The organism is Pseudomonas sp. GL_090, assembly GCF_057837765.1.
Genome location: NZ_CM174452.1, coordinates 4,628,313 through 4,642,744, shown reverse-complemented (window position 1 = coordinate 4,642,744; position 14,432 = coordinate 4,628,313). Strand labels below are relative to the sequence as shown.

Below are 14,432 nucleotides of genomic sequence, written 5' to 3'. Positions count from 1 at the left end.
TATTTGCAGCTAGTCTTTAGCCTGAGGCTAATGATCGCCCGATAGGCTTTCTGGCAAAAGGACGTGAATGAACAAGCTCATTGTCGCAGTAGCGGTGCTGGCATTAGCAGGTTGTACCACTAATGCCAAAACTCACGCAGTGCGTGGGGTTAGCGGTGTTGAGGTCGATTGCTCGGGGCTCGGTTCGAAATGGGAGAAGTGTTACAAGCGTGCGGCCAGGGAATGCAAAGGGGCGGGCTACCAGGTTGTGACAAGGTCTGATGATCTCAAGGAAGAGGAGGAGGAAGGGGGGCTTTTGGGGTTCAACCCGGCGGGTTTCCTGACGCGCACTATGCTGGTGATTTGCCGATGACAGGGTGATCGCCCAGAGTCTTCCCGTTCGAGGAATCCAGCATTTTGGTGGGCTGGGATGGATGGCGAAACTCAGGCTGTTCAAAATCGTGCAGGCATGCTAAAACCTTTGGAGCGCTGATCTAGCTGCTTGAAAAAGAAGGGAAAAATATGACGAAGTCGGAGTTGATCGAACGAATTGTCACCCATCAAGGGCTGCTCTCATCCAAGGATGTGGAGTTGGCCATCAAGACCATGCTTGAGCAAATGTCCCAATGTCTGGCTACCGGGGATCGCATTGAGATCCGGGGGTTTGGCAGCTTCTCTCTGCACTATCGCGCACCACGGGTAGGGCGCAATCCGAAAACCGGCCAGTCTGTCAGTCTCGACGGCAAATTCGTTCCTCACTTCAAGCCAGGTAAAGAGCTGCGTGACCGGGTGAATGAAGAAGAGGAGGATGTGCTTTGACAGTCACTGCCGATCAAGGAGCCCTTCATGCGTAATCTCATGCGAGTGCTGCTTGGTGTGTTAGTCCTTTTTCTGGTGCTGATGATCCTGGCGTTCGTGCTGGAGAATCAGCAATCGGTCACCTTGTTTTTTCTCGGATGGGCTGGCCCGCAACTGCCAGTATCTTTGGTAATAGTTCTGGCGTTGCTGGCAGGGATGGTCGTCGGACCGCTGCTTGGCTGGATTCTAGGACGATCGTCCAGGATTTTACGCAAACGGCTTGTCTAGTAACATCAAGTAAGAAGTGCTCAGAGAGCTCGCGCCATCGCTTCTCTACATCCGTTAGTAAATCGGTCATTAAGCTGTAAAATGTAGCGCTGTTCGAGAGTGGTCTATCTCCACACCGATTTAGACTAGCTCTGACAGAAGCCGCATGTTTGATGGCTTTTTATACATGGATTTGGCAGCGCTGATGTGCAGCCCCTTCAGCAACTCAAGGTATGGTTTCGCGTGAAAATTCTCGTAACCGGCGGAGCCGGATTTATTGGCTCGGCAGTCATTCGTCATATCATTTCGAATACCGCCGATTCTGTTGTTAACGTCGATAAACTTACCTATGCCGGTAATCTCGAGTCTTTAGCGAAAGCCAGTCAGAGCTCGCGCTACGTATTCGAGCGCGTTGATATCTGCGACCGTGACCAGATCGATCGTGTACTGCTTGAGTCTCAACCCGACGCTATCATGCATTTGGCTGCAGAGTCGCACGTTGACCGCTCGATCTCGGCGCCCTCCGATTTTATCCAGACCAATATCATCGGCACCTACACCTTGCTGGAAGCCACGCGTCAATATTGGATGGCGCTGGACGATACACGCAAAGCCAGTTTTCGGTTTCACCACATTTCGACTGATGAAGTTTACGGAGACCTGGAAGGTCCGGAAGACTTATTCACTGAAACTACAGCCTATCAGCCAAGCTCGCCTTACTCGGCCAGCAAGGCCAGTTCCGATCACTTGGTCAGCGCCTGGAGTCGTACTTACGGTCTGCCAACCCTGATCACCAACTGCTCGAACAATTACGGCCCTTGCCATTTTCCTGAAAAATTGATCCCGCTGATCATTCTCAATGCTCTGGAAGGCAAGCCCCTGCCTGTCTATGGCAAAGGCAATCAGGTTCGTGACTGGCTCTATGTCGAAGACCACGCCCGTGCACTCTACAAAGTTGTAACCGAAGGCGTCATCGGTGAGACTTACAACATTGGTGGTCATAACGAAAAGCAGAATATCGAAGTCGTCCATACGCTGTGCGCGTTGCTCGATGAACTGCGTCCAAACTCTGCTCACCGTCCCCACGCTAGCCTGATCACTTATGTTCAGGATCGTCCTGGTCACGACCAGCGTTATGCAATTGATGCCAGCAAAATTCAGCGTGAGCTTGGGTGGGTGCCGGAAGAAACATTCGAAACGGGCATCCGCAAGACGGTTGAGTGGTATCTGAACAACACTGATTGGGTGGAGCATGTGAAGAGCGGTAGCTACCAGCAGTGGATCGACCAGAATTACGCGGGTCGTTCGAGTACGGTATGAGAATCCTCCAGCTCGGGAAAAACGGTCAGGTCGGCCGGGAGCTACAGCGATCACTCGCGCCATTGGGCGAGCTGGTCGCGCTGGATCCTCAGAAGGTTGATCGTCTCTTCGGAGACTTGTCTGATCTGCTACGTCCTTCCAAAGAGCTTGAAACTTTAAGCGTCATTGCTGATCAGACAGGGTTGCGACAGGTGCGGATCCGATCGCCGATGTCACCGCATTGGCTATTCAGCAAAATTCAGACTCGGAAAGAATTGCCGGGTATCCGCTATGTACTTGCTAAACTGGCAATCGGGCATAGGCCGGAAAGCTTGGGGAGCTTATAAGCGGCTGATAAATACAAATACAGGACTGTAGTTTCAATGGGTAGTATTTTTTACTCTAGCTATCATGATTTTTAAAGTTTTTTCCATGCTTAAATAAAATATTTTCACCTCGATGTGTGACTAAGCTTATTGAAGGACACTGATTTGAGTCAGTGGGGCGCGTGCGGAGAGGAATTGAAGGTGTTTTACATGGTTGGGGCTATGGTTTTTATTATTTCAAGGGTTTTAGGATATGCAGGTTGGTTCAAGTAATTCTGTAGTCAATGATGGTCTTGATTTGCACGCGCTCGCTTATACGCTTTGGCGACAAAGGATTGTGATTTTGTGCGCGGCTTTGCTGGGAACATTTGTAGCCGCTACCTATGCATTTCTCGCAGAGCCTTTATACGAAGCGAAGGCATTTGTAATCCCGCCGACCCAAAATGATATTGAGAACTTAAACTACGGTCGCATTGAACAGACCAAGTTGCCCCAATTTACTGTAAAAGAAGTTTATTCGGTTTTTTTGAAAAATTTGCAAAGTGAGTCCCTTCGCCGTGAGTTTTTCAAAAATACATATTTAGCCGCACAGGGTAAGAGTGAGGATCCCAAGGGGAAGTTATACGAGAAGCTTTCGAAAAATCTTGTTATCTCGATAGTTGGTAAAGATGCGCTGGACCGATACTCCGTTGTTATCCTGAATAAGGATCCGGAAATGGGCGCCAAGTGGATTGAGCAACTGTTGGAGCGTGCGCAACAATTAACGATACAAGAGATTAATAAAAATATCTCCAGTGAATATGATATTGAGTCTCAGAATCTTCTTCAGGAAATGGTCTCGCTGCGAGAAGTTGGAGACAAGACAAGAGAAGATAGCTTGATTAAACTTCGTGAGGCCCTGGTGGTTGCCCAAGCGATTGGTCTTGAAAAGCCACCTGCCATTGGCAGCGACTCGAAAACCTCGATGGGTATTTTAGGCAACATGGAAGGTGATCTTACCTATATGCGCGGCACGAAAGCACTGACGGCTGAAATAGAAAATTTGAAAGCAAGGAAGTCTGACGATCCATTTATCGGCAAATTGCGAGAGATAGAAACGAAGTACAATTTTTATACTCGACTTTCAAAAAGCTATCGAGAAGCTAAAGCTTTCAGGATAGATGGACTCGTAGAAAAATCGGGTGCACCAGTCAAGCCAAAATTTTTGTTTGTAATCCTGGCTGGTATGTTATCAGGTCTTGGTTTTGGGCTGGTTGTTGCGCTTGTTCGGGACTTTCTTGTGGCCAATAAGGTGGCTGTGCAGAAGAGCGTATAACACGCAGTGATTTCGTCCATTCTGATAGGTTTTATTTATCGTGATGGTTGTTTGAATTTGCCGGACCTATTGAACGGCGCTGGTCGTTTTGTGGGACGGCTTTATGTTCGTCTATCGGAAAAATAGCACTAAACAGGTGTACGATTATGTTTAGCCGGTAGATTGTTTGTATCAATGTTGATCAGAAGCCTAGGATCAGGCACGAGGGAAGAGTATGAAAGGCATCATTCTGGCTGGCGGTTCGGGAACCCGTTTGTATCCTCTGACGAAAGGGGTATCCAAGCAGCTGCTTCCGATTTACGACAAGCCGATGATTTTTTATCCGCTTTCTGTACTCATGCTCGCCGGGATCCGTGACGTCCTGATTATCACGACACCTGAAGACCAGGCAGGATTTCAACGTTTGCTTGCTGATGGCAGTCAGATCGGCGTCAGCCTCACCTATGCAGTACAGGCAAGTCCCGATGGTCTTGCACAAGCATTTCTTATCGGTGAAGAGTTTATTGGCAAGGATTCGGTGTGTTTGGTGCTTGGCGATAATATTTTTTATGGTCAGGGGTTTACGCCCATGCTCCAAGAGGCGACGAAGCGTAAAAGCGGTGCCACTGTATTCGGTTATCAAGTGAAGGATCCGGAACGATTTGGTGTTGTTCAGTTCGATGAAGGTCGTAAAGCGATCTCTATTGAAGAAAAGCCACTCAAGCCCAAGTCGAATTTCGCAGTAACCGGGTTGTACTTCTACGACAATGACGTGATTGAAATTGCAAAGCAAGTCAAGCCTTCTGCTCGCGGCGAGTTGGAAATTACTTGTATAAACCAGGCATATCTGGAACGAGGAAGTTTGCATGTCGAACTTCTGGGGCGAGGATTTGCGTGGCTGGATACGGGGACCCACGAAAGCTTGCTCGAGGCTTCGCATTTTGTTGAAACAATAGAAAAGCGCCAAGGTTACAAGGTCGCCTGTTTAGAGGAAATTGCCTTTAATAACGGATGGTTGACCGTTGCAGAACTCCAAAGGACTGGGAATGAATTGAAGAAAAACAGTTATGGACAGTACCTGTTGAGTCTGGTTGACGAGATTGATGAGAAGTAATTTGTTTAGAGTTTGAGTTAAGTTCTACATGGGTGGCCTATGGCGTACTTGAGCGCAATACAGTTGAGTGAACTAGGTTTCAGAACCCTAGGGAAAGAAGTAAAAATCAGTGACAAGGCTGCTATCTATAATCCAGAGTTGATTGACCTTGGGGACTACACGCGAATAGATGATTTTTGCGTGGTGTCGGGACGCGTGGTGTTTGGTAAGTATAATCATATTACACCAATGTGCCTCGTTGCTGGTGGAGAGCCAGGTATCGAGTTTTCCGACTTCTGTACGCTGGCTTATGGTGTCAAAATTTTCTCGCAGTCAGACGATTACAGTGGTGCCACACTTACTAACTCATTGGTTCCAAAGAAGTATAAAAGAGAAATATTCGAGAAGGTTAAGCTCGAGCGTCACGTAATAGTTGGTGCAGGGGCAATAGTGATGCCTGGAGTCACTATTAAAGAAGGCTGCTCGATAGGTGCTATGGCATTGGTTACGAAAAGCACTGATCCATGGGGGATTTACGTTGGTGTCCCTGCTGAGCGAGTGAAGGAGCGTAAGCGAGATCTCCTGGCACTCGAACAAAAGTTTCTGGATGAACAAAAATGACTATTCCATTTAATAAACCACCTTATACCGGAAATGAAGACCAATACGTCATTTCCGCAATGCGCAGCGGAAAGATGTCTGGTGACGGGGAGTTTACCCTTCGCTGCCAACGTTGGTTTGAAGAAAAACTACACTGCAAAAAAGCATTGTTAACGCCGTCGTGTACTCAGGCACTTGAAATGGCCGCGTTGCTGGTCGATATTCAGCCAGGCGATGAAGTGATCATGCCTAGTTATACATTTGTCAGTACAGCTAATGCTTTTGTATTGCGCGGTGCAAAAATTGTATTTGTTGATATTCGCCCTGACACTATGAATATTGATGAAACGCTTATTGAGGCTGCAATTACCGACAAAACCAAAGCTATTGTGCCTGTCCATTACGCAGGGATTGCATGCGAAATGGACACAATTATGTCCATCGCAAAGCAGCATAACTTGTTTGTCATCGAAGATGCCGCTCAAGGTATGATGTCGACCTATAAAGGCAAGGCATTAGGTACCATTGGCCACATGGCGGCCTATAGTTTTCATGAAACAAAAAACTATACAAGTGGTGGTGAGGGAGGGCTGCTGCTGATTAATGATGAACAATTTATAGTCCGGGCAGAAATCATTCGTGAGAAAGGGACTAATCGCAGCCTGTTTTTCCGTGGCATGATTGATAAATATACCTGGGTCGATGTGGGTAGTAGTTATCTTCCAGGAGAACTGCAAGCTGCTTATCTATTCGGTCAGCTCGAAAAAGTTGACGAGATAAATAGTGCAAGGCGCCAAATCTGGGAAAGTTATTATCTGGCATTAAAAGAACTCTCCGACGCTGGCCTTATCGAACTTCCCACGACACCTGATGGATGTGTCGGCAATGCCCATATGTTTTATATAAAAGTTCGGGATATCGACGTTCGAACAAAAGTATTGGGCCTACTCAAAGATCAAGAGATCGGTGCGGTTTTCCATTACATTCCACTCCACTCAGCGCCTGCGGGATTGCGACTTGGTCGTTTTCACGGCAAGGATGTTTGCACCACAGTTGAGAGTGAGCGCCTGATTCGTCTGCCAATTTGGTACGGCATGCAGAAGAAGGACATAGATCGAGTAGCTTCTGTTGTCATCGGTGCGGTTCATGCATCCGACCAGTAAAGTTGCAAAAAACTTCTCTGATAGTAAGCGTGCGCTAATCAGCGCCGCTTTAACTACTCTCGCCCAAATTTCGAAAATCGGAGTAGGTTTCGCCTTCATTAAGCTTGTTGCTGTGTACCTCGGTGCAGAGGGTATGGGGCAATTGGGGCATTTTATGAGTGCTGTTACCATGCTTTCTCTGCTTGCAGGAGGAGGGATTGTAAACGGCCTTATTAAATATGTCGCACAGTACAAAAAACAACCTAAGGAACTGCTGAAGACGATTGCGGTTTCCAAAGCGTACTCTTTAACTTTTTGTGTTGTTGTGTGTTTGTTGGGGTGTTCTTTTTCCAGGATTATCTCCAGCTATATCTTTAAGACGCCTGATTATTATTGGATTGTGGTATTTCTTTCTGTTTCTCAGTTTGGGTTTGCTTTTACCAATCTAGTGACGGGAGTCGCAAATGGTCTTCGCGATACCAAGACATTTGCGGTTATACAAATAGTCGGAAATATATTGGTTCTTCCGGTAAGCTGGATCTTGATTCAGAGGTTTGATTTTGTCGGTGCAGCGATATCGATGGTGCTTTTTTTCTCGTTTTATTCGATACCAGCACTGTATTTTTACTGTAAATCTATTTTCTTGAAGTTGCCCATCGGTTTCAAGTTTGAGAAACAAGGCTTTAAAAGATTATTGTCTTTTACATTGATGGCAACAGTTGGAGCAATCAGTGTTCCATTGGTCGAAATTATTATTCGTGAACAAATTATTGAGCATGTTGGATTTGTAGCGGCAGGTATTTGGCAGGCATCGATAAAGATATCCAGTGCATACATGGGTTTTTTTACAATTTTTCTCGCTGTTTATTTTATGCCAATGGTTTCAGAAAAGACCAAAGTGTCGGAAATAACACCTCTGGTTTTTAGATTTATGAAGCTCGTCATGGTGATTTTCGTATTGGGTGGAACGGTGTTTTTCGCTCTTCGTCAATACGTTATTCCATTACTGCTTTCATCCGAGTTTTCCGAGCTTGAAGGTCTTATTAAGTATCAACTGCTGGCGGATTTTTTCCGTGTTATCACATATGTGATAAGCTTTGTCGTTGTGGCACGGGCGGCACTCAAAATATATTTGTTAAGTGAACTGACTCAGGGCGTGGTGTTTTGCAGTTTAAGTCTATTTTTTTTGAATAGTGGGCAGGGCGTCGAAGGCGCTTTTGTCGCTAACTTAATAATGAATGTAATTTATTTTATTGTTTCGGTTTTCGGTTTTGTTATTTATAAAAGGAGAAATGCCTGATGTTATCCGGGAGTGTAGTTGTATCTTGTTATAATCAGCAGGATTACATAGAGGAGTGTCTGGATAGTATCCTTTCTCAGAATATAGATTTTGATTGTGAAATTATTGTCTCGGATGATTGTTCAACCGATCGAACACAGGAAATACTTCGTGAGTACTCAAGCAAGCACGAAGGTAGAATAAAGCTGCTGTTGAGAGAGAAAAACGTTGGCGCCGCCTTGAATTACCATGGTGTCCACAAGATGGCGTCAGGAGATGTTGTTTATCATTTCGATGGTGATGATGTCATGCTGCCGGGGAAGCTTCAGCAGCAGTATAATATTTTCAAAGAGAACGCGGATGTAAATGTCGTGTTCCACAAAGCTATTTATTTTTCTGATGACGGTTCTTACGCTTCTGAAACTCAGTACCCAAATTCTGACGCTAGCCTGGTTTCTTTTATCTCGCTTCAGGAAATGGCTCGCTGGGGCGCGATTGCGGTTCACAGTTCCTACGCCTATCGTCGAACTTCCAGGAAGGCAGTCATTACGCGAGAATTTATGGAGTGGTTCTTCGTTATCGATTCTTTACTTCCTAACGGCAAGGCAGCCTACATAAATTCTCCTTTAGTAAAATATCGGTGCAATCCATCAGCAGGTTCTTATTTGTCGACGACTAAAGGGAAAATAAAATCGTATACGATTTATTTTGATGATTTGTATCGATATTTTTACCAGTTACCGGAACTGAGAAAAGATCTATATTCAAATTTTATTGTCACATTCCTGGCGATGGCGAAATCTACTCGCAAGTGCACATTCAAGGGGTTGATTTTTCTGTTGCGTAATTTTTACTACTTCCGACTACACAAATTTATGGATACGGTAAGTGTCAGAAAGCATGTAGGCCCTGAGAGCAAAGTTCGTTGACTAGAGAGCAGTGCGATGTGAGGCTGATCGAGGCGAGAAAATGGCTGGTTTAGAGTTGTATGGCACGCCACTGTATGTGATAAGTGTTTTTTTACTGTTATTGACTGCAGTGAGGGCGTTGGTGCCTGATAACAGGGCGAGCAATCTGTTTCGCACGATAGAAATTTTTATCGTTTTTTTTGCGATTGTTTTGGCGTCCTATTATATATCTAATCGACCATTTGATATGGAAGGTGATACTGAGGTCTATATAAATTTTTATAATGATTATAATTCTGGTCTCGAAAATCCATTTCAAACTTTTGAGCCTGGCTTTATCGGAGTAGTCAGTTTCTTTGGTTTTCTTGGTTTGAACTATCAGTGTTTTTTCTTCTTTGTAGCATTTATGTTTTTATGGTCCTACTATTTTTTGCTGAAAGCTGTGTTTGGTAGTAGCTCCAGTTGGGTGCTCCCAGCTTTTGGGTTCTTGTTGTTTTATCCATTCTTTTTTTCATTGACGGCAAATATTATTCGGCAAGGTTTTGCTCTGTGCTTCGTGAACTTTTCTTTGGTTTGTTGTGTGAAGGGCTATTGGCGTCGAGGTCTAGTGTTTTCATTGTTGGCAACATTGTTTCATAAGTCCTCATTGGTTTACTTTCCTTTTGTGCTATTTCGAAAGCAAATTATGGGGGTTGGTGTTTTTAGTGTAGTGATTTTTTGGCTGTTGGTGTCCATGGCATCCTACTTTAAGGTTTTTTCTTTGTTGGTGTCCATGTTGTTCGAGTTGTTGTCAGGTTACGGTTTGTCAATAAACTATACTGATGTCGATAATATTGATTATCTCACAGGGTTTAGATGGGATTTCTGGGCGTTTTCATCGTTTTCCATTGTGTTGTTGATAGTGCTTAAACTGCTAGAGAGAGGCCGCACAAATGAAACGTATATATTTTATATCTGTGCGTTTCTTTCTTGTTTGCATATAGCGATGTTTGATGTGGCTTATAATGACAGATTTGGCATTTATGCCTGGATTTTTTATCCCTTGGAGATCGGGTACATCATTCGCCTCGCATGTGCCAGTTTAGCAGCCGGAAAGCGACCAAAAGAAACTGGAAACGAAAATGTGTTTTTGTAAGGGGGGGAGGTGAGATGTTCGTATTACTGACAGGTGCTAAGGGTTTTATTGGAAGCCAATTGCTCGCGCGCCTGTGTGCATCGGGCCATAAGGTCAGGGTTGTAACTCGTACCTCCTTTGAAACCAGTTTCAGCGACGTAGAGGTTGTGCTGGCTGATTTGACGAACCCTGAAACGAATTACGACTCTTTGGTATCCGGTTGTGAAGTCGTTTTCAATTGCGCGGGTGAAATTCGCGATGAAAAGGCCATGCGATCACTTCATGTCGATGCCACTGGTCGTTTGATTGCAGCTGTTAATCGTCAGGCATCTGCGGAACACCCCATCCACTTTGTTCAATTAAGTAGTGTCGGAGCATATGGCCCTGCCCAAGGTGCGCTCCGTATCGTAAGTGAAACAACAAAAGAAAATCCTCAAGGAACCTACGAAGAAACCAAGACGATAGCCGACTCACTGGTAATGAAAGGTGGAAGTAGTGAGTTCTTCAGTTACTCGATATTGAGGCCGTCTAACGTATTTGGTACAAGCATGACGAACAATTCGCTTCGTCAGCTTGGTAAAATTGTACAGAAAGGCTTGTTTTTTTACATAGGAACTGCCAGGAGAGATGCCGTCGCTACATATGTCCATGTTGAGGACGTTGCCTCTGCCTTGATGCTTTGTGGATTCCACCCATTGGCTAGAGGTGAGGTATTTAATCTTTCTAATGACTGTCCATTGTCTGATCTGATAAACGGAATGGCCGATGCACAACATGTATCCCGTCCGAAATGGAGCGTTTCTGAAACGCTGCTGCGCGTGATGGTTACCGTAGCCAATCGTTTTTTGCGCCTACCCGTCACTCCAGCACGTATTGACGCATTAGTGTCTAAAACAACTTACCCAACCACCAAGATTCGTGACACCCTCGGTTTTGTTCCTGAAAAAAATGTGCCAGAGGCTATCAGTGAACTTTTTACAAAACGGCCGATAGTCTGATAAGTGGAGTTCTCTTTATGTTTTACGACCAAGTACTCCAAACTATCATTCGTATTTCTTTGCAGCCTGTAGGTGCAGCTATTGGTTTGATTGTTTCGACGCAGGGTAATGGAGGGAGCCAAGGTGTTAAGAGGGGGATTCATAGTGCAGGATAAAAACTTAAAAATTGCTCGAGTTTCAACTGTTCCTTTTTTTGTTCTAACACAGTTGAAAGCGCAGATTGACGCATTGGCTGCTTCTGGTGCTGCGGTTACTGTTATTGCTAGTTACGATGAAATGAGCAGTCAGCTAGCGGAAAGTACGAATTATATACCAGTAAATATTGAGCGTAAGATAGATCCTGTAAGGGATTTGTTAAGTTTGATATCACTGATTAAGGTTTTCAGAAACAAAAAGTTCAACGTGGTTCACTCTACGACACCGAAAGCAGGGTTGCTTTGTGCAATTGCAGGCTTTCTATCGGGTACTGAAGTTCGTCTGCATACCTTTACCGGGCAGCCGTGGGTAACGATGGGCGGAGCCAAAAAATTAATACTGAAGTTTTGTGATAAAATTATAGGGTTGCTGAATACACACTGTTATGCCGATAGTATAAGCCAAAAGAATTTTCTTGTTTCCAGCGGTGTAATAAAAGCTGAAAAAATTTCCGTTCTAGGAAGTGGATCGTTGGCAGGCATAAATCTTGATCGGTTTGATCCTTCTCGTTATGGCGTGGAGGCGTTGGCCGATTTGCGAAATGGTCTTGGTATTCCAGAGGGTAGCAAAATACTATTGTTTGTCGGGAGAGTTACTCCGGACAAAGGAATCATAGAACTTTTGTCGGCATTTCGTGAGATTGTACGTGCCGATAAAAGTGTATTTCTCATTCTGGTAGGACCATTTGAAGCCGATGCCGAAGAAATTGTCGCTAGCGCCTCTACGGAGGACTTAAGTCGTAACCTTAAAATTGTCGGTTATTCAAATGAGCCTGAAAAGTATATGGCTTTGGCGGACTTGCTATGTCTACCCAGTTATCGCGAAGGTTTCGGCACCGTTGTCATTGAGGCTGCAGCCATGGGGACCCCAACGGTAGGTACCGATATTTATGGTTTGTCTGACGCGATAGTAAATGGTGAGACGGGAATTTTGGTTCCTGTCAGGGATCCTGCTTCACTTGAGCAAGCTATTGTTTCGATATTGAGTGATGCTCGTTTATTGGAGGCGATGGGGGAGGCTGCGAAGGTGCGGGCCATCACTGAATTCAGTGCGAGTACCTGCTCTGAACTGTTGATTAACGAATATAAGAGGTTTTTTAATTGACTATTGATTCAGTTCAGGTCCCCCTACGTATCGTAGTTACAGGGGCAAGCGGCTTTGTCGGGTCTGCGGTGGTGAGTGCACTGGATAAAGTTGAGCGATATTTCCCAGTGGCTGTCGCGCGTTCAAAAAAAGATGGCCAGAAACTTTCTTCGTCAATATTCTCGGTTCCGGATATATCCTCTGCAACTGATTGGAGTGCTGGAGTAAAGGACGCTGCAGTAGTTGTTCATGCTGCCGCACGTGTTCACGTGATGAAGGAGGTAGAGCAGGATGCGTTAGCCGAGTTCAGGAAGGTTAATGTTCAAGGCACGATCAATCTTGCTCGGCAGGCTGCTGCAGCGGGAGTTAAACGTTTTATTTTCATCAGTTCCATAAAGGTAAATGGGGAACAGACAGATTTCGGTAAGCCGTTCACCGCTGACGATAAGCCTGCCCCATCCGATGCCTATGGTGTTTCCAAAAAAGAAGCCGAAGACGCATTGCGTGTTATTTCGAAAGAAACGGGTATGGAGGTTGTCATCATTCGGCCTACCTTGGTTTATGGTCCTGGTGTAAAAGCTAATTTTAGAAATATGATGACTTGGCTCCACAAGGGTATTCCGCTGCCATTTGGTTCTATTCATAACAAACGAAGTTTGGTTTCACTCGATAATCTCGTCAGTTTGATTATGGTTTGCGTTGAGCACCCCAAAGCCGCGGGACAAACATTTTTGGTCAGTGATGGCATTGATTTATCTACAACTGAATTATTACAACGTACTGCTAAGGCGCTAGGGGTCAAGAGTCGGCTGCTTCCGGTTCCTGCAAAGATGTTGGCATTTTGTGCTGTTGCCTTGGGACGTCGATCACTATCCCAGCGTTTGTGTGGATCACTGCAAGTAGACATACAAAAGACCCGGCATCTTCTTGGATGGTACCCAGCAGTATCAGTCGAAGACGCTCTAGACAAAACAGCCAAAGAATTTTTGGAACATCACTGATGACGAACTTATATTGGATTTTACCTTTGGCGTTTGTTGGCGCTCTGGTAGGCACTGCTGTTCTACGTCGATATGCATTGTCCAATAGCCTTATTGATGTCCCAAACGCGCGGAGCTCGCACGTGCTACCCACCCCCAGGGGAGGAGGGGTCGCGATCGTGGTTTCCTTCCTTTTGAGTGCGATTTTTCTTGCTGTGGCTGAACAGATTCAATGGTCCGTCGCCTTGGCTGTCTTGGTGCCCGGGGGACTTGTCGCGATCATTGGTTTTCTCGACGATCACGGTCATATCCCGGCGCGTTGGAGACTGTTAGGCCATTTTTCGTCGGCAATCATCGGAATGGTGATTTTCAATGGAATGCCAGCGATTCACCTGTTCGGTATGGCCATTGATCTAGGATGGGCGGCGTATTTGTTTGGAAGCTTCTATCTGGTCTGGTTATTGAACCTGTACAACTTTATGGACGGGATCGATGGATTGGCGAGTATGGAAGCCATTTTTGTTTGCCTGGGTGGAGCCGTCCTGTACGTCGTCTCAGGAAATCCCGATTCTGTGTGGGGGCCGGTGGCGCTCGCGCTGGCTGTTGCCGGTTTCTTGTATTGGAATTTCCCTCCGGCGCGAATTTTCATGGGCGATGCCGGGAGCGGTTTCCTGGGCATAACACTAGGTTTTCTGTCATTGCAAGCAGCGTGGGTAAACCCCACTTTGTTCTGGGGGTGGCTGATTCTCCTGGGCGCGTTCATTGTCGATGCGACATGCACGCTTTTCGTTCGACTGATTAGAGGCGATAAGGTCTACGAGGCGCATCGCAGTCACGCTTATCAGTACGCGTCACGACAGTACGGCAGCCATTTACCTGTAACGCTTTCGGTAACCGGCATAAATGTGGTTTGGCTGTTACCAATTGCCATGCTGGTGGCGATAGGCCTGCTTGATGGTTTCGTCGGATTGTTGGTGGCTTATGCACCCTTGCTTCTGCTGGCATTGCGATTCAAAGCTGGTCAGCGCGAAGTGTGATGTGTCGCTTGAAGTTGTTTGAGATAAACACGCTTGAGCT

General features: G+C 45.7%; 15 protein-coding genes and 1 pseudogene. All 16 read left to right on the top strand.

What is annotated here, in order from left to right:
* The first annotated feature begins 67 nt into the window (after positions 1-67).
* Positions 68-352 carry a hypothetical protein gene (locus AC3ITA_RS20805; RefSeq protein WP_150673560.1) on the top strand — a complete coding sequence of 95 codons (285 nt, stop codon included), beginning with the start codon at positions 68-70 and terminating at the stop codon, positions 350-352.
* 149 nt (positions 353-501) lie between these two features.
* On the top strand, positions 502-798 hold the full coding sequence (gene ihfB, locus AC3ITA_RS20800; RefSeq protein WP_150673561.1) for an integration host factor subunit beta: 297 nt from the start codon (positions 502-504) through the stop codon (positions 796-798).
* 27 nt (positions 799-825) lie between these two features.
* Positions 826-1,065 (top strand): LapA family protein, encoded by a 240-nt coding sequence (locus tag AC3ITA_RS20795; protein WP_414929020.1) that lies wholly within the window; start codon positions 826-828, stop codon positions 1,063-1,065.
* Positions 1,066-1,287: 222 nt separating this feature from the next.
* Positions 1,288-2,364, top strand: coding sequence for a dTDP-glucose 4,6-dehydratase (gene rfbB, locus AC3ITA_RS20790; RefSeq protein ID WP_489278311.1), 1,077 nt, complete (start codon positions 1,288-1,290; stop codon positions 2,362-2,364).
* Positions 2,361-2,492, top strand: a pseudogene (locus tag AC3ITA_RS20785) (dTDP-4-dehydrorhamnose reductase); the annotation flags it as partial. The gene rfbB and the pseudogene AC3ITA_RS20785, both read left to right, overlap by 4 nt.
* A gap of 430 nt (positions 2,493-2,922) precedes the next feature.
* Positions 2,923-3,984 (top strand): LPS O-antigen chain length determinant protein WzzB, encoded by a 1,062-nt coding sequence (locus AC3ITA_RS20780; protein WP_489278310.1) that lies wholly within the window; start codon positions 2,923-2,925, stop codon positions 3,982-3,984.
* 214 nt (positions 3,985-4,198) lie between these two features.
* The gene (gene rfbA, locus AC3ITA_RS20775) at positions 4,199-5,077 is read left to right on the top strand and encodes a glucose-1-phosphate thymidylyltransferase RfbA (RefSeq protein ID WP_150673565.1); all 879 of its coding nucleotides are present in this window, start codon (positions 4,199-4,201) and stop codon (positions 5,075-5,077) included.
* A 39-nt stretch (positions 5,078-5,116) separates the two neighbouring features.
* On the top strand, positions 5,117-5,677 hold the full coding sequence (locus AC3ITA_RS20770; protein WP_150673566.1) for an acyltransferase: 561 nt from the start codon (positions 5,117-5,119) through the stop codon (positions 5,675-5,677).
* Entirely contained in the window at positions 5,674-6,819 is a 1,146-nt protein-coding gene (rffA, locus tag AC3ITA_RS20765) for a dTDP-4-amino-4,6-dideoxygalactose transaminase (RefSeq protein ID WP_150673567.1), read from the top strand. Before AC3ITA_RS20770 ends, rffA begins: the two co-directional genes overlap by 4 nt.
* Entirely contained in the window at positions 6,803-8,098 is a 1,296-nt protein-coding gene (locus tag AC3ITA_RS20760) for an O-antigen translocase (protein ID WP_150673568.1), read from the top strand. Before rffA ends, AC3ITA_RS20760 begins: the two co-directional genes overlap by 17 nt.
* Positions 8,098-9,006: a glycosyltransferase family 2 protein gene (locus AC3ITA_RS20755; protein ID WP_150673569.1), complete on the top strand. Its 909-nt coding sequence runs from the start codon at positions 8,098-8,100 to the stop codon at positions 9,004-9,006. Before AC3ITA_RS20760 ends, AC3ITA_RS20755 begins: the two co-directional genes overlap by 1 nt.
* Before the next feature lie 40 nt (positions 9,007-9,046).
* Complete coding sequence (locus AC3ITA_RS20750) at positions 9,047-10,120, top strand: EpsG family protein (protein ID WP_150673570.1); 1,074 nt, start codon at positions 9,047-9,049, stop codon at positions 10,118-10,120.
* A gap of 14 nt (positions 10,121-10,134) precedes the next feature.
* Positions 10,135-11,097: an NAD-dependent epimerase/dehydratase family protein gene (locus AC3ITA_RS20745; RefSeq protein WP_150673571.1), complete on the top strand. Its 963-nt coding sequence runs from the start codon at positions 10,135-10,137 to the stop codon at positions 11,095-11,097.
* A 144-nt stretch (positions 11,098-11,241) separates the two neighbouring features.
* Complete coding sequence (locus tag AC3ITA_RS20740; protein WP_150673572.1) at positions 11,242-12,396, top strand: glycosyltransferase family 4 protein; 1,155 nt, start codon at positions 11,242-11,244, stop codon at positions 12,394-12,396.
* The gene (locus AC3ITA_RS20735; RefSeq protein WP_150673573.1) at positions 12,393-13,376 is read left to right on the top strand and encodes a UDP-glucose 4-epimerase family protein; all 984 of its coding nucleotides are present in this window, start codon (positions 12,393-12,395) and stop codon (positions 13,374-13,376) included. Before AC3ITA_RS20740 ends, AC3ITA_RS20735 begins: the two co-directional genes overlap by 4 nt.
* A complete protein-coding gene (locus tag AC3ITA_RS20730) occupies positions 13,376-14,392 on the top strand; it encodes an MraY family glycosyltransferase (RefSeq protein ID WP_191628412.1) in 1,017 nt (338 codons plus the stop codon). Before AC3ITA_RS20735 ends, AC3ITA_RS20730 begins: the two co-directional genes overlap by 1 nt.
* Positions 14,393-14,432: the final 40 nt, after the last annotated feature.